The sequence below is a fragment of the Thiomonas sp. UBA7699 genome (genome assembly GCF_002482605.1).
GTDB lineage: Bacteria > Pseudomonadota > Gammaproteobacteria > Burkholderiales > Burkholderiaceae_C > Thiomonas > Thiomonas arsenitoxydans.
This window is the reverse complement of record NZ_DLGH01000013.1, coordinates 895-16040: the sequence shown is the minus strand read 5'-3', so window position 1 is coordinate 16040 and position 15146 is coordinate 895. Positions and strand designations below refer to the sequence as shown.

Below are 15146 nucleotides of genomic sequence, written 5' to 3'. Positions count from 1 at the left end.
CGGGGCCGCAGGCACGCGCAGTGGCGCTTCAGGCGCGCGGAAGCACGCAGCCGGTTTCAGAAGGCGGCAGCGCGATTTTCTCGCCCGGCACGATGCCCGAAACGTCGAACAGGTTCGGATACTTGCCCGTCTGGATCACGTGCCCCGGGAACATGCCCAGCATCAGTTGGTGATCCTGCGGACGGTAGAACACATTGCCGGGCTGAAGCGCGATCTCCGGGGGCAGTACCAGTCCCTCCATCGCCTTGACCACCTTGGCCGTTTCGAGCGACTTGGCCTTTTCCACCGCCAGCCGGATGGCATGCGTGGTGGCAAAACCAAACCATGCGCGCGCCGTCGGGTATTCCCCTTTATTGGCTGCGGCGTAACGCTTGACGAAATCCGCCACATGCGGGGTGTTCGGCTGGTTCCAGTACCACTCCATGGTCCACCAGCCGTAGCGAGCCGCCTCGGGCAATGCCTGCGCCTGCTCCAGCTCGAACAAAGCGCCGCCCACGGCGATGTCTTTGTTGATGCCGAATTGCGCGATCTGCTTCATGCAGTTGACCTGATCGTTACCGGCCAGCAGCAGGCACAGCACGTCGGGCGACTTGGCTTTCACGTCGATCAGATAGGACGAAAAATCGGTCGCCCCCACGGGCACCAGCGCACCGCCCACCACGGAGCCTCCCGCCTTCTTGAGCTGTGTGGTGTAGTCGGCCTGCTCAGACTGGCCAAAGGCGTAGTCAGTGGTCAAGAAGTACCACTTCTTGCCGAATTTCTTGTAGAGCGTCTCGAAGTCGCCGGCCGTCAGCATCCAGGTGGTCGAGCAGGTGCGGAAGGTCGTGGTCTTGCACTCCTTGCCGGTCAGGCTATCGACGTGGCCGCCGGTACAGACGAAGAGCTTGTCGTGGCGATTGGCAAACTGCGACACGGCGAGCGAGGCCGCGGAGTTGACCGTGCCCATGAGGAAGTCCACCTTGTTCTGGCTCAGCAGACGCGAGGCCTTGTCCACCGCAGTGCCGGGATTGCCTGCGCTGTCTTCCACGAAGATCTGCAGCGGACGGCCCATCACGCCACCCGCCTTGTTGATCTCGGCTTCAGCGAATTTGGCGCCCTTGATTTCGCTCTGCCCGAGCGCAGCAAAGGTGCTGGTGATGGGATCAATCAGCCCGATTTTCACCGGCGTCTCACTAGCGCCCCAGCTCGGCACCTGCGTGCCCAGCAAAGCGGCCAAACCCGCCGCGCCGCCCGCCTTGATCAGCGTGCGACGATCCATCTGAACCTGCTCTTTCGAATCTTCCTTGTTCATGCCTGTCTCCTGTTGTGTCAACGAACTGAAATGACGTTTTTTGTGAACCGAGACGACTATAGGGAGGCGACTGGAAAAGAGATAGAGGAGGAACCGGGATGAATTGAAACCTCATGTAACCCGTGTGAGCGCCCGTTATAGCGCGATGAAAAACTTCGCCAAACAACGAGGGTGTACCCGCAGAAATCGCCAGCGGGGCGAAGGTGTTTTGCCTTGAGTTTGGGGAATCACACTCCGACGCCGCAGAGCGGCTACGCCGTCTTCAAACCAGATCGCGCAGCCGGTACCAGAGCATGCCCAATACCAGCGCGGGGGTGCGCAGCAGGTCGCCGCCGGGGAAGGGTTTGTGGCGCAGGCGGGTGAATAGGTCGAAGCGCTCGGCCTGTCCGGCGATGGCCTCGGCGGCGAGCTGGCCAGCCATGCCGGTCAGCGCCAGGCCATGGCCCGAGAAGCCCTGCAGATACAGCACGTCCGGGGCGATGCGGCCGAAATCGGGCGCGCGGTTCATGGTGATGTCGACAAAGCCGCCCCAGGCATGGGTGATCTTCACGTCGCTGAGTTGCGGATACACCGCCAGCATGCTGCGGCGCATGGTGGCCGCCAGATCTCGCGGGGTGGCGGTGGAATAACTCACCCGGCCGCCGAACAGCAGACGATCATCGCCGGTGAGGCGGTAGTAATCGAGCACGAACTGGGTGTCGCACACGCAGGCGCGGTTGCGCACCAGAGACTTCGCTCGCTGCGCGCCGAGCGCTTCGGTGGCGATGATGTAAGTGCCCACGGGCATGATGCGCCGGGACAGCCGCGGCGCCACATCGCCAAGCTGCACATTGCCCGCAAGCAGCACATGGCGCGCGCGCACGCTGCCCTGCGCGGTTTGTACCAGGGCCTTGCCGCCACCGGCCTGCGCCGCGGGTTTGACGCTGATGACGGGCGATTGCTCGTGCAGCACCACCCCGGCGTTGAGAGCGGCGCGGCCGAGTCCCAGGGTGTAGTTGAGCGGGTGCAGGTGGCCGCCGAAATCGTCCAGCACTGCGGCGCAATAGCGTTTGCTGGCGATGAGGCTGCGGGTCTGCTGCGCGTCGAAGCTCTGCAGATGGGTGTAGCCGTATTCGCGCTGCATATGCTCGGCCCAGGCATGCAGCGCACGGGCTTTCTTGGGCGTGACCGCTACGCTCATCGCGCCGGGCGTCCAGTCGCAGTCGATGGCGTATTGGGCGATGCGTTCGCGCAGCAGGCGAATGGCGTCGAGCGACATTTCCCAGGCGAAGTGCGCGCTCTTGGCGCCGAGCTGGCGCTCGAACGGCTCCATCTCGCTGGCGTAGCCCGCCAGCGCCTGGCCGCCGTTGCGGCCCGAAGCGCCCCAGCCGATGTGTCGCCCTTCGAGCAGCACCACCTGCATGCCGCGCTTGCGCAGTTCCAGCGCGGCAGAAAGCCCGGCCAGACCGCCGCCGACGATGCACACATCCGCCGGCACCTCGCCCTGCAGCGGCGCATGGCGCGGCGCGGCATGCGCGGAGTCAACGTAGTACGAGTTCTCGATCAGGCGCTGCGCCTGTTGTTCCAGCCGCATCATGCGCGGGATCCTTCCGGGTCAGGGGGAGACAGTTTTTTCTGAAGCGAGCCGCGCGCACAGATAAGTCCAGACGCACAGCGCCGCGATGTTGGAGGTGAGTTCGGCGTGGTCGTAGGGCGGCGACACCTCCACACAATCCATGCCGACAAAGGGCAGCTGCATGGCGCACAACTCTTCGAGTAGCGACAGCACTTGCGCGCTGCTCAAGCCGCCGGGCTCGGGCGTGCCGGTGCCGGGGGCGAAGGCGGGGTCGAGACAATCGATGTCGAGCGTGACATACACCGGGGCATTGCTCGCGGCCAATCGGGCGCGGATGTCGGCGGTGATGGGTGCGAGCTGCGACGGGCTCTCCAGGCCGCGCAGTTCGCGCGCGGTGATCACCCGGCCACCGATGGTGTTGACGTACTCGCGCGCCTCGCGCTCGGCGGCCGAGCGTATGCCCACCTGCACAACACCCTGCGGCACCACCAGCCCTTCCTGCACCGCCTCGTAAACCCAGGTGCCGTGCCCCGATGGCTCACCGAAGTGGTCGGTCCAGGTGTCGCAATGCGCATCGAAATGCAGCACCGCCAGCGGCTGGCCATGCACCGCGCGCAAAGCCCGCAGCAAAGACAAGGTGATGGAATGATCGCCACCCAGCCACACCATGTGCTGACGCGCCAAGAGTGTTCGCGCCTGGGCTTCGAGTGCGGCGCGCATGGTCTCCAGGCTGGTGTTGGGCAGAGACAGATCGCCGTGATCGCACAGGTCTGCGGTAGGCGAAAGATCGAAAAACGGGTGCGTGGCATCGCACAGCATCTGGCTGGCCTGGCGGATGGCGTTCGGGCCGAATCGGGCGCCGGGGCGGTTGGTCACCGCCCCGTCCCAGGCCACGCCGGCCACGCCGAAGCGGGGCGTCGGCGCATTCTCGGCGCTGGCTGCTGCGCCGAGAAACCGTTGCTGCGACAGATAGGCAAAAGCGTGTTGAACCATATTTTTCGAATAAGTGAACGGACTGCGAAGTTCAGTCCACGCCAATGAAGCCCTGCAAGCGGCCTGAACCATATCGACATTTTTTCAGGAACGATAGAACCACTTCGCCCACCGCGCGCGGGGCCATTTCGGGGCTTGCCAGACGCTCGCAGGCTTGGCGATACTGCGCGGCGGCCGCTTTCCATCGCGCCCTCCATTGCATTTTCCAGCGCCCACCGTCATGAGCCCCACAAGCCTTCCCGCCGACCGCGTTGCCCGCTTTCACGCGATCGAGGCCGCCCGCTTCCTGGCCGCGCATCCGCGCTGCGCCTCGCTGCACCAGCAGGCGCAGCGCCACTTTCTGTTCGGCGTGCCCCTGCACTGGATGGCCGATGCACCCTCGCCCGTGCCGCTCTATGTGGACAAGGCGCAGGGCGCCCGATTGTTCGATGTGGACGGCCAGGCCATCATCGACTTTTGTCTGGGCGATACCGGCGCTATGTTCGGCCACAGCCCCGCAGCCATAGCCCGCACCCTGGCGGAACACGGCGCGTTTGGTGCCACCACCATGTTGCCGTCCACAGTCGCGCTTGAAGTCGCTGACCTGCTGGAGCAGCGCTTCGGCCTGCCGATGTGGCAGTTCACCGCCACGGCCAGCGACGCCAATCGCTTCGTGCTGCGCTGGGCGCGCGCACTCACCGGGCGCCAGCACATCGTGGTGTTCAACGGCTGCTATCACGGCACGGTCGATGATGTGTTCGTCGATCTCGACGCGCAGGGGGCCGCCCACACCCGTCCCAGCCTGCTGGGTCAGGTCCACGACCTCACCACCTTCACCCGCGTGGTCGAGTTCAACGACCTCGGCGGCCTGCGGGCCGCGCTGGCCGCTGGCGACGTCGCCTGCGTGCTCACCGAGCCCGTGCTCACCAATATCGGCATGGTCTTGCCCGAGCCCGGTTTTCTCCAAGCCGTGCGCCAACTCACCCGCGAGCACGGCGCATTGCTGGTGATGGACGAGACGCACACCATCTCCTGCGGCCCCGGCGGCTACTGCCGGGCGAACGATCTGCAGCCCGACGTGCTCGTCCTAGGCAAGCCCATCGCCGGGGGTACGCCCGGCGCGGCCTATGGCTTCACAACGCAAGTCGGCGCGCGCATGCAAACCGTCAAGACCGCATCACCGCCGGGCCATTCCGGCATCGGCACCACCCTGTCAGCGGGGCTTCTCACCCTGCGACTGATGCGCACCATGTTGGCCGAAGTGATGACCGAGGCCGCCTACGCCCAGATGTTCGCCATCGCCAACCGTGTGGCCGGCGGGCTGGAGCGCGTGATCGCGAACCACGGTTTGCGCTGGACGGTGACGCGCCTTGGCGCGCGCTGCGAAGTGCAGTTCGCCCCTCAGCGCCCGCGCAACGGCAGCGAAGCCCGCGCCGCCTTCGACGACGAGCTGGAGCCCGCGCTGCAGCTGGCGCTGCTCAACCGCGGCGTGCTGCTGACCCCCTTCCACAACATGCTGCTGGCCAGCCCGGCGCACACCGAAGCCGATGCAGATGCGCTGATCAGCGCCTTTGACGACGCGCTCACAGGCCTGAAAAATACCTGACTTCGGCGAATCTCCGCTTGACACTCTGTTTCGCAGAGTAATAAGCTCTGCGAAACAGAGTGATTCAGGGAGATCGCATGCCATCCATCGCCTCACAGCAGCTCGACAGCATCCACGCCATGCTGGGCGCCGGGCAGCGCAGCCTGCGCCTGGAGTCTCATAGCCTGATTCTGTGGGGGACGAGCTTTGGCGGTCTGGCCCTGGTCAGCAACCACCTGTTGACCGCCGATCAGATCCCCGACGCCGCAACGCGCGCCATGGCCTGGCTGGGACTGATGTCCCTGCTGCTCGGTGCGGTCAGCCTGCTGGACTGGCAGCTCACCCGGCGAGCCAAGCTGGCGCGCGACGAGCTCTGGTCGTTCATCCATCGCCAGGTGCTCAAGGTGTGGTGGCTGCTGCTGTCGGCCGGCGTGCTGGGCACCTTCGCCACCTTTTTCTTTGGCGGCGCCTACCTCGTCTTCCCCCTTTGGCTGGTGCTCGTCGGCCTGGGTCTGTATGTGCACGGCCTGTTTTCGGAGCAGACGGTCGAGTGGGTCGGCGGCCTGCTTATCGCCCTCGGGGTGTGCTCGGTGCTGTTTCGTCTGGATGCACAGTCCTTGCAGTACCTGGCCGCAGCCGCCTTCGGCCTCGGAATGCCGCTACTCGCCCTGCTGCAGGGCCAAAGGCATGCAACGTCGACACCGTTTTGGCTGCGCGGCGCCAAGCTGCTGCTCTGGCTGGGCGTGGTGCTTGTCCCGCCGCTGCTGGCACAGCGTCTGGCCGACGCACAGCAGCCCGCCGCCGCTCCGCTGCAGACTTTGCAGGAATATGCCCGCAATCCGCTGACGCGGCAGACCGTGCTGCTGCCCGCCGGGCTGTCCATACCGGTGCACGTCGAGGTGTCGGGCGATGCCTTTTCTCCCAGCGCCAATTCGGTGCTGCCCCTGGTACTCAAACGCCCGGTGGAAGTGCTGGTCGAACACGGTCGGCCGACGGGGCAATGGCGCTACCCCACCGGTCCTTGGCAGCACGAAGGCTATCCAACGGCCCTGCTTATTCCCTGGATGCGCGCCACGCTGCAACCGGGCATCGGCCCGCAGTTGCAAGTCGGGCTGGTGGTGAATATGACCGCACGCGCCCCGTCCTGATCCGTCCTCTTTCAACCCCTACTGGAGTTTTTGATGCGAAACCTGCTCTTGCCTCTACTGCTCGCCAGCGCCTCGCTGGCGGCCTGCAGCAGCCTGCCCCCCGGCCCCGCTCCCACGGCGGCCGAAACGTCCAAGCTACCCGTGGTTACCTTGGGGCAGCCGCTACCCAGCGGCGACGCCTATGTGCTGTACTTCCCCGCCGGGACGCCGCTGCCCATCCGCACCGTGGTGGACGGCAGCGCCTTCACCCGGGGCGCCGAATCCACCCTGCACATCGTGCTCAAGCGCGGCATTTATGGCTACCGGCAATACGCCAGCCTGGACGGCCAGCACTGGATGCCCTGGGACCAGATGCTCAAGACCCAATTCCAGATGCACATCCCCGGCAAGGACGGCAAAGACGCCGCCGTGCTGCACCTCCAGATGGACGCACTGAATCCGCCCGCGCCGTGAGCATCGACGCCCTTGATCCCTTGCTGCACCAGCCGCTGCGCACGCAGATCGCGGCCTATCTGGCTGGTGCGGGACAGGCCACGTTCTCCGACCTCAAGCGCCTGATCGGGGTGTCTGACGGAAACCTCGATGCCCACTTGAAAAAGCTGCTCGCCGCGGACTATGTGCAGGCACACAAGATCACCGACGGACCACGCCCGCAAACCGTCTACTCGCTAACGACTACGGGTCGTGAGGCACTGCTGGCCTATGTGGCCGCGCTGCAGGGCTTGATCGCTTTCGCACAGGTCGAGCCGACCCGCCTGCAAGAGACCGTCAATGCCGCAGCGCAGCCCGCGCAAGGGGTTACTTGAATCGTGCAGATCGGCCCTACAGACCTGCCAAAGCCGCGAAAACAATCAGCCCGTCACGTCAGGGTTTGATGTATTCAAACCCCGCGTGTTCGAGCTGCATGATGCGCAACACCCCGGCGGGCACGATGACCGCTTGCGGCACCAGTACCGGCAGGTGGCCGAGTTTTTTCGCCATGCCTTCCATGGTGTTGTGGCAAGCGTCGAATTCGATGCCTTCATCGTTCAACGAGGAAATGCGCTTGGCCTCCGGGCTGTTCTTGAACAGCATCTTCAGCCCCGGGCCAAAGGCCACCACGACTACGCGCGCATTTTCCTGACCCACGGCGTCGAGAATGTTCTGCGCATTGTTGAGCACCAGATCCCAGCGGGCGGGTTCATCTTCGCTCACCTGCAACACCACGTTGTATTTGGCGAACGGCAGCTTGTGAATGTAGGTCGGCGCGTCGAACTTGAAGTCGTTGAGCATCGACGGATTGGCCGCCTGGGCCTGCATCAGACCGGCGCCCAGCAGGGCAAAAGCCAGAGTCAGATGGCGCGCAGGGCGCATCAGCTGGCGGTGAAGGGGGGTATGAATCATGTTTGTCTCCTCGGTATGGATTGAATGTTTTTAATGCTTTTTATCACGCGTTGACGACGGCATTTGCATCAGGGTGTATCCCCCGTCACCGGCTGTTGGTCGCCACTTGCCGACGCACTTTGCGCAGGGCCGCCCGTCACGCGGCAAGCCCCGCGCAAACGGGCGCTCAGAAACTGACCACGGGCAGGCCGCGCTGCTCCCACTCGTTCATGCCGCCGGGATATTCGCGCAGACCCTTGCGCCCCATGATGCGGTCGATCACGAACCAGGCGCCAGCCGCGTACTGCCCGGTGTTGCAGTACACGATGCCCGGAGCGACGCGCTGCACGCCCCCACCGGCCAGCACCTTGCGGTAGACGTGCGCAGAGAGAAACCGCCAGGAGCCATCATCCGCGTTGCGATAAAACAGCTCGGCGGGCAGGGGAGAGGCGCCGGCCAGTCTTCCGGCAGCCGGCACCACGGGCGTGCGCTCGAGGCCCGCGATCTGAGCCAACGGGCGCGCGTCCAGCAGCAGACCATGCGCACGCTGCGCCGCCTGCACTTCGGCAGTCGTCGCCAGCAGCGCCGGGTTCGGCGCCTGGGCCTTCCACTTGCTGGAACTCATAGGAGCGATGGCGTCGGTATCCACGTCATAACCGGCCGAAGTCCAGGCGTGCATGCCACCGTTGAGAATCGCAATCTGCTCCTGCGGCACGCCGAACACCTGCAGCTCCCAGGCGAAGAACGCCGCCTCCTGCAGCGAGGTGGCGTCGTCGCCAGTAGGCACGATCACAATGGGTTTTCCCGGCTCCAATTGCACGGCCTGCATGGTTTCCTCAAACTCCTTGGCTGTGGGCAACATGAAGTCGATCGTCTTGCCGTCGATCACATGCTTTTGTCGCAGGCCCCAGAAGTTGACTGACAGCGCGTCCGGAATATGCCCACCCACCTCTTCGAGCACCTTCTGCCCATTGACCGTGGCGTACTTGGGATCGTTGGTGAGCGAGCCCAGGCTGTCGCGGATATCGACGATCTGCACCTGCTTCGCGTGGTCATGCAGCCAGGGCGGCGTCACTAGCGCGCCCGGCAGCACAGCCGCCTGCGCGGCGCTCGTCACCGCAGCGAGCGCGAACAGCCATGCCCCTATCCACCCCTTGGGCAAACCCCTTCGAGCGATTTTCATTCGACCCCTCCAGTTGTAATGATGATTGGAGTGCCGATTATGCGCAGAAGCAGCGCAGCAAAAACAGGGATTTCTTTGGCTGACGGATATCGAATTTATGGATGATCCCGCGCGAATCTCCAACTACCGAGTGTTCAGCTCTGCACCAGCCGCTTGGATTTGGCGATGGAAAACAGCATGCCCGCGCCGAGCATGAGGGTGATGAGCGCGGTGCCGCCATAGCTGACAAAGGGAAGCGGCACGCCGACCACCGGCAGGATGCCCGACACCATGCCCATGTTGACGAAGGCGTAGATGAAAAAAATCAGCGTGACCGACGCGGCCAGCAGGCGCGAGAACAGCGTGGGGGCGTTGGCGGCGATCATCAGCCCCCGCACGATAAAGAAGGTATAGGCGGCCAGCAGCATGAGATTGCCGGCCAGCCCCCACTCCTCGGCCAGCACCGAGAACACGAAGTCGGTATGCGACTCGGGCACGAAGTTCAGATGCGCCTGGGTGCCGTGCAGGTAGCCCTGGCCGAACACTCCGCCGGAGCCGATGGCGATCATGCTCTGGATGATGTTGAAGCCCTTGCCCAGCGGATCGCTCTGCGGGTCGAGCAACATCATCAGCCGTTGCCGTTGATAGTCGTGCATGAAGTGCCACATCACCGGCGCGCTGGCGGCGGCGAGCGCAAACAGCAACGCGATGACCCGCCACGACAGCCCGGCGAAGAAGATGACGAAGGCCCCGGTGAGCAGCACCAGCAGCGCGGTGCCGAGGTCGGGCTGCTTGGCGATGAGCGCCACCGGCAGCAGCAACAAAGCCGTGGCGATGAAAAAATCCTTCACCCGGATCTGGCCCTCGCGCTTCTGGAAATACCACGCCAGCATCAGCGGCACGGCGATTTTCATCACCTCGGACGGCTGTACCACGGTGACGCCCAGATCGAGCCAGCGGCGCGCACCCTTGCGCACCAGCCCGAACAGGGCCGTGGCGATGAGCAGCGCCACGCCAAAGGTGTAGACCGGCACGGCGATCTGCATCAGCCGCTGCGGCGGCACCTGCGCCGCGACGAACAGCACCAGAAAACCGATGGCCAGATTGCGCAGATGGTCGTCGAACGGCACATGCGCATCTTGCAGGGCGGAGAACAGCACGATGCAACCGATGGCCACCAGCCACAGCAGCGCCGCGGCCAGTGGCGCATCGAAGCCGGTGAGATAGGGGCGCACTCGCCGCCAGAGCGGCGGACGGCCGAAGGTTGCGCTCATAGCCTTACCCCTTCCGATTCATCACTCACATCGGGCCGGGCGCCGAAGCGGGTGAACAGCGGCGCGCGCAGCCCGCCCGTGCAGGCGGTGCGCGGGTAGTTGCCCACGGCCTCCGCATCGAAGGCGGTGGGCTGGGCGCGCGCGCTGGACGCTGCCGCCGGTGCAGGTGCGGGCTTCGCCGCAACTCCTGCGGCCCCCATTGCGGCGACTCCAGAAGCAGCGCCCGCCGGGGCGGATGTCGCCGGAACAGGCGGTGGCTTGGCGCCAGGAATGATCGGCACGCCTTCACGCTCGCCCGCATAGGCAAACTGCACCGGCTGCGGCTTGGCGCCGCTGATTTTCTCGATTTCCTCGTCGGTGGGGTAGAGGCCGAGCAGGTGATAGTCGAGCGCCTTGCGCGCGATGGGCGCGGCCGCAACCCCGCCAAATCCGGCGTTCTCCACGATCATCGCCAGGGCGATCACCGGGTTGTCGGCCGGGGCGTAGACCACATACAGCGCATGGTCGCGCAGATGATGGGCGATGTCCTTGGCGTCATAGGTCTGGTTCTGGCCCACGCTGAACACCTGCGCGGTGCCGGTCTTGCCCGCCGTGGTGTAAGGCGCGCCCTTGAAGGCTTCCGCCGCCGTGCCGCCGGTCTGGTTCACCGCCATCATGCCGCCATGCACCACCTGCCAGTACGCAGGATCGAGGTCGATGCGCTGGGCCACTGGCGCGACCACCGGCGTGAAGCGGCGCGTGCCCATGTCTTCGATCGCACGCACCACGCGCGGCTCGTAGCGCGTGCCCTGATTGGCCAGCGTGGACAGCGCCGTGGCCATCTGCAGCGGGGTGAAACTGTTGTAGCCCTGGCCGATGCCCAGACTGATGGTGTCGCCGGGATACCAGCGCTGCTGCGCCGGGCTGCGAAAGGCCTTGCGCTTCCACTCGCGCGAAGGCAGCACGCCCTTGGCCTCGCCCTTGAGATCGATGCCGGTGGCTTGGCCGAAGCCGAACTGCTGCGTCCACTTGGCCATGCCGTCCACGCCCCAATCATGCGCGACCATGTAGAAATACACGTCGCACGACACCTGTATGGCCTTGTGCATGTCGACGATGCCATGCCCGCCTGGCACGTCATCGCGAAAACGGTGTCCGGCGAACATGAAAAAACCGGGGTCGTGAAAGCTCCACTGCGCGGTGCGGATGCCGTCGGTCAGCGCGCCCGTCGCCAGATAAGGTTTGTAAGTCGAGCCCGGCGGAAAGGTGCCGCGCAACACGCGGTTGAGCAGCGGCCGGTCGGGCGAGGTGTTGAGCGCGTCCCAGTTGACCTGATCGATGCCGTCGACGAACAGATTGGGATCGAAGGTGGGCATGGAGACGAAGCTCAGCACTTCACCGTTGCGCGGATCGATGGCCACGCAAGCCCCGCGCCGCTTGCCGTAGAGGTCTTCGATGAGCTTTTGCAGGCGGATATCGACTCCGAGCACCAGATTCTGTCCGGGCGTGGCGGCCACGGTCTTGATCTTGCGCACCGGCCGCCCCACGGCATTGACCTCGACTTCCTCATAGCCGGTGATGCCGTGCAGCTGCGTCTCGTAAGCCTGCTCCACGCCCAGCTTGCCGATATGGTCGGTGCCGAGGTAGTTGCTGGCGTCGTCACTGTCGTCGATGCGCTGCTGCTCGGCCTGGTTGATGCGGCCGATATAGCCCAGCAGATGGCAGCCCAGCGCGCCCAGCGGATAGTTGCGAAACAGCCTTGCCCGCACATTCACGCCGGGAAAACGAAAGCGCTGCGCCACGAAGCGAGCCACCTCATCATCGCTGAGCTTGTTGAGAATCGGCAGCGACTGAAAGCGCCGCGACTGCCCCAGCAGATTGTTGAAGCGCCGCTCGTCGAACGGCGTGATGGGCACGATGGCCTTGAGCGCATCGATGGTGTCCTGCAATGTGCCCTTGACCTTCGACGGCGTGATTTCCAGCGTGTAAGCCGCGTAGTTGTTGGCCAGGATGATGCCGTTGCGGTCGAGAATCAGCCCGCGCTGCGGCGGAATCGGCACCAGCGCAATGCGGTTGTCCTGCGCCTGGGTCGAAAACTGCCGATGCCGCACCACCTGCAGCCACACCCAGCGACCGATCAGCAGCGCAAAGCTCAGCACCACCACGGCCGCGGCCAGAATCAGGCGGCGGCGAAAGCGGAACAGCTCGCGTTCGATGTTGCGCAGCTCGGTCATCGCAAAGAGGCGTAAATAGAGATTGAGCCCGTTGCGGGCGCAAGGTTCAGCACGGTCGCCATCACAAAGGCCGATTGCGGTCGGAATCCGGTGCGCGCCGCTGCGGCGCCAGTAGCAGCCAGGACAACAAGGGCCACAGCGCCGCCTGCACAACCGGCGCCAGCAAAAATGCCCAGCCTGGAAAGCTGCCGCCAGCCCACATGCCCACCAGCAGCAATAGCACCTGCGTGGCCACGAACAGCGGCAGCACATGCAAAGCCTGCTGCAGCGGCGGAAACCACAGCAGCCGGCGGTGCAGCGTGATGGCGAAATAGCTCAGCACCGTGTAAACCAGCGCATGCTGCCCCAGCACCGAACCCTGCTGCACATCCACCGCCAGCCCCAGCACGAACGCCACGGCCATGCCCACGCGGCGCGGCTGATGCACATTCCAGAACACCAGAGTGAGCGCGACCATATCGGGCATCCACGCCAGACGGCCCAGCGGCAAAAAGTCGATCAGCAGCGCTATCAGCAGACTAAGCGCGATGAACCAGGGGTTGACCGGCAGCAGCAACACCTCGCGCGCGCCGCCCGCAGGGGCTCGTGCGGAAGGCATGGCGCCCTGATCGGAGCGACGGCGGCGGGGCAGGAAAGACACGGCAGTCAGATCAATGTGAAGCGGCGGCAGCAGGCTTGGGCACCGCCTTGCCCGACTTTTGCACCTGCGGCTCGGTGGCCTTGACCGATGGCCCCGCCACCAGCGGCGTGAGCGGCTGAAGCACCAGCACATGCCGTCCGCCTTCGACATCGGCAAGCGGCGCGCACATCACCCGGGCAAACGCGGTATCGCGCTGGCGCGTGACGGCAGTCACCCGCGCCACGCGCAGACCCGCCGGATAGATGCCGTCCACCCCGCTGGTCACCAGCACATCGCCCACGCGCACATCGGCGGCAGCGGGCATCCAGCGCAGCTCCATGCCGCCCTGGCCCAGCCCCGGCTCGCCGTACACCACACCGCGCTCGCCGGTGCGCTGGTTTTGCACCGGCACCACGGCGTCGCGGTCGGTGATGAGAGTGACTTCGGCGCTCCACGGGTAGTCGCGCGTGACCTGGCCGAGCAGCCCGGTTTCGTCGATCACCGGCGAGCCGAGTTCGACGCCCTGCAGGCGGCCGCGGTCGATCACCACGGTGCGGCTGAACGGATCGCTGGCCTGCGCACTGATCTGCGCCGCCACCGACTTCGGCGGCAGGCTCTGCTGCAACTGGAGCAAACCGCGCAGGCGGTTGTTTTCCAGCCGCAACTGCGCTTCGAGCTGGGACTGCAACGACAAGGCCACATTGGCGCGTTGCAGTCGGCTGATTTCAGCTTGCGCCTTGGCCGGCGCTTCAAGATAGCCGCTCAGTTGCCGCGACCAGTCCACCGGCGCCTGCGCCATGCGCTGCAGCGGATAGATCGCCACCGACAGACCCTGGCGCAGCATGGGCGTGACCTTGAACCGCACGTCCAGCGCCATCAGCAAAATGGCCAGCGCGGAGAACAACACCAGCCGCGTGAGCGCAGAAGGCCCCTGCCGGAAAAACGGCGGAGGTGAACGCTCAAGAGTGCCGTAGGCCATGGGAACGAGAACAAACGCAGGGCGAAAAGGGCTCAAATCGAAGCGGCTCGAATCGAAACGGCCCGGATCAGGTGCGTGGCGGTATCAGTGAAGCACCCTGGCGCACCCCGGGAAGATCGCCGATCAAAAAACCGCCGCAAAACAACCGCAAAAGGCGCCGCTTACTCCGACGTGAAAATGGTGCCCAGCCGATCCATGCGCTCCAGCGCCATGCCGCTGCCACGCGCCACGCAGGTCAGCGGGTCTTCGGCCACCAGCACCGGCAGGCCGGTTTCTTCGGCCAGCAGGCGGTCGAGGTCGCGCAGCAGCGCACCGCCGCCGGTGAGCATCATGCCGCGCTCGGCGATGTCGGCGCCCAGTTCGGGCGGGGTTTGTTCGAGCGCGTTTTTCACCGCCGAGACGATCTGGTTGAGCGGATCGGTCAGCGCTTCGAGAATTTCATTGCTGGAAATGGTGAAGCTGCGCGGCACGCCTTCGCTTAAGTTTCGGCCCTTGACTTCCATTTCCTTGACCTCGGAGCCAGGAAAGGCCGAGCCGATCTGCTTCTTGATGGCTTCGGCCGTGGGCTCGCCGATCAACATGCCGTAATTGCGGCGGATGTAGTTGATGATGGCTTCGTCGAACTTGTCGCCACCCACGCGCACACTGCCCTTGTACACCGTGCCGCCCAGCGAAATGACGCCGACTTCCGTGGTGCCGCCGCCGATGTCGACGATCATCGAGCCGGTGGCTTCGCTGACCGGCAGCCCGGCGCCGATGGCCGCAGCCATCGGCTCTTCGATGAGGTACACCTCGCTGGCGCCCGCGCCCAGCGCCGACTCGCGGATGGCGCGGCGCTCGACCTGGGTGGAGCCGCAGGGCACGCAAATGATGATGCGCGGACTGGGCCGGAACATCCGGGTGTCGTGCGCCATTTTGATGAACTGCTTGAGCATCTGCTCGGTCACGGTGAAGTCGGCGATCACGCCGTCCTTCATCGGCCGGAT

The 15146-nt window shown here is 65.0% G+C and carries 14 protein-coding genes; 4 read left to right on the top strand and 10 right to left on the bottom strand.

All coding sequences use genetic code 11. The annotated features are described in order from the left end of the window. Positions 1–28: 28 nt before the first annotated feature. The 3 genes from B3H47_RS04810 to speB form a co-directional block, all read right to left on the bottom strand. A complete protein-coding gene (locus B3H47_RS04810; protein WP_286986230.1) occupies positions 29–1291 on the bottom strand; it encodes an ABC transporter substrate-binding protein in 1263 nt (420 codons plus the stop codon). A 262-nt stretch (positions 1292–1553) separates the two neighbouring features. After that, on the bottom strand, positions 1554–2867 hold the full coding sequence (locus B3H47_RS04805; RefSeq protein WP_286986229.1) for an NAD(P)/FAD-dependent oxidoreductase: 1314 nt from the start codon (positions 2865–2867) through the stop codon (positions 1554–1556). 18 nt (positions 2868–2885) lie between these two features. Continuing rightward, complete coding sequence (speB, locus tag B3H47_RS04800) at positions 2886–3839, bottom strand: agmatinase (protein ID WP_286986228.1); 954 nt, start codon at positions 3837–3839, stop codon at positions 2886–2888. Between the two features lie 220 nt (positions 3840–4059). Between speB and B3H47_RS04795 the strand changes: the two genes are divergently transcribed. From B3H47_RS04795 to B3H47_RS04780, 4 genes are all read left to right on the top strand, one after another. Then, a complete protein-coding gene (locus B3H47_RS04795; protein ID WP_286986227.1) occupies positions 4060–5424 on the top strand; it encodes an aspartate aminotransferase family protein in 1365 nt (454 codons plus the stop codon). A gap of 77 nt (positions 5425–5501) precedes the next feature. Then, positions 5502–6551: an MFS transporter permease gene (locus tag B3H47_RS04790; protein WP_286986225.1), complete on the top strand. Its 1050-nt coding sequence runs from the start codon at positions 5502–5504 to the stop codon at positions 6549–6551. A 33-nt stretch (positions 6552–6584) separates the two neighbouring features. Next, complete coding sequence (locus tag B3H47_RS04785; RefSeq protein ID WP_276707483.1) at positions 6585–7004, top strand: hypothetical protein; 420 nt, start codon at positions 6585–6587, stop codon at positions 7002–7004. Further along, a complete protein-coding gene (locus B3H47_RS04780; RefSeq protein ID WP_013104328.1) occupies positions 7001–7357 on the top strand; it encodes a transcriptional regulator in 357 nt (118 codons plus the stop codon). The genes B3H47_RS04785 and B3H47_RS04780 overlap by 4 nt, the downstream gene beginning before the upstream one ends. Before the next feature lie 58 nt (positions 7358–7415). Here B3H47_RS04780 and B3H47_RS04775 read toward each other — a convergent pair whose 3' ends face one another. From B3H47_RS04775 to B3H47_RS04745, 7 genes are all read right to left on the bottom strand, one after another. After that, on the bottom strand, positions 7416–7934 hold the full coding sequence (locus B3H47_RS04775) for a hypothetical protein (protein ID WP_286986224.1): 519 nt from the start codon (positions 7932–7934) through the stop codon (positions 7416–7418). Positions 7935–8100: 166 nt separating this feature from the next. Further along, a complete protein-coding gene (locus B3H47_RS04770) occupies positions 8101–9096 on the bottom strand; it encodes a sulfurtransferase (RefSeq protein ID WP_276729227.1) in 996 nt (331 codons plus the stop codon). A 134-nt stretch (positions 9097–9230) separates the two neighbouring features. Next, positions 9231–10349, bottom strand: a complete 1119-nt coding sequence (gene rodA / locus B3H47_RS04765; RefSeq protein ID WP_276729229.1) for a rod shape-determining protein RodA — start codon at positions 10347–10349, stop codon at positions 9231–9233. After that, positions 10346–12562, bottom strand: a complete 2217-nt coding sequence (gene mrdA, locus B3H47_RS04760) for a penicillin-binding protein 2 (RefSeq protein WP_286986223.1) — start codon at positions 12560–12562, stop codon at positions 10346–10348. Before mrdA ends, rodA begins: the two co-directional genes overlap by 4 nt. 61 nt (positions 12563–12623) lie before the next feature. After that, positions 12624–13160 carry a rod shape-determining protein MreD gene (gene mreD / locus B3H47_RS04755; RefSeq protein WP_156053963.1) on the bottom strand — a complete coding sequence of 179 codons (537 nt, stop codon included), beginning with the start codon at positions 13158–13160 and terminating at the stop codon, positions 12624–12626. Between the two features lie 52 nt (positions 13161–13212). Beyond that, positions 13213–14160 carry a rod shape-determining protein MreC gene (mreC, locus tag B3H47_RS04750; protein ID WP_013121960.1) on the bottom strand — a complete coding sequence of 316 codons (948 nt, stop codon included), beginning with the start codon at positions 14158–14160 and terminating at the stop codon, positions 13213–13215. Positions 14161–14321: 161 nt separating this feature from the next. Continuing rightward, the coding region (locus B3H47_RS04745) for a rod shape-determining protein (protein ID WP_286986222.1) at positions 14322–15146 on the bottom strand (825 nt) is incomplete at its 5' end.

Coding starts and splice junctions, on each gene's coding strand:
- B3H47_RS04810 (WP_286986230.1), bottom strand. CDS start 1,291: ATGAACAAGGAAGATTCGAAAGAGCAGGTTCAGATGGATCGTCGCACG.
- B3H47_RS04805 (WP_286986229.1), bottom strand. CDS start 2,867: ATGATGCGGCTGGAACAACAGGCGCAGCGCCTGATCGAGAACTCGTAC.
- speB (WP_286986228.1), bottom strand. CDS start 3,839: ATGGTTCAACACGCTTTTGCCTATCTGTCGCAGCAACGGTTTCTCGGC.
- B3H47_RS04795 (WP_286986227.1), top strand. CDS start 4,060: ATGAGCCCCACAAGCCTTCCCGCCGACCGCGTTGCCCGCTTTCACGCG.
- B3H47_RS04790 (WP_286986225.1), top strand. CDS start 5,502: ATGCCATCCATCGCCTCACAGCAGCTCGACAGCATCCACGCCATGCTG.
- B3H47_RS04785 (WP_276707483.1), top strand. CDS start 6,585: ATGCGAAACCTGCTCTTGCCTCTACTGCTCGCCAGCGCCTCGCTGGCG.
- B3H47_RS04775 (WP_286986224.1), bottom strand. CDS start 7,934: ATGATTCATACCCCCCTTCACCGCCAGCTGATGCGCCCTGCGCGCCAT.
- B3H47_RS04770 (WP_276729227.1), bottom strand. CDS start 9,096: ATGAAAATCGCTCGAAGGGGTTTGCCCAAGGGGTGGATAGGGGCATGG.
- rodA (WP_276729229.1), bottom strand. CDS start 10,349: ATGAGCGCAACCTTCGGCCGTCCGCCGCTCTGGCGGCGAGTGCGCCCC.
- mrdA (WP_286986223.1), bottom strand. CDS start 12,562: ATGACCGAGCTGCGCAACATCGAACGCGAGCTGTTCCGCTTTCGCCGC.
- mreD (WP_156053963.1), bottom strand. CDS start 13,160: ATGCCTTCCGCACGAGCCCCTGCGGGCGGCGCGCGCGAGGTGTTGCTG.
- mreC (WP_013121960.1), bottom strand. CDS start 14,160: ATGGCCTACGGCACTCTTGAGCGTTCACCTCCGCCGTTTTTCCGGCAG.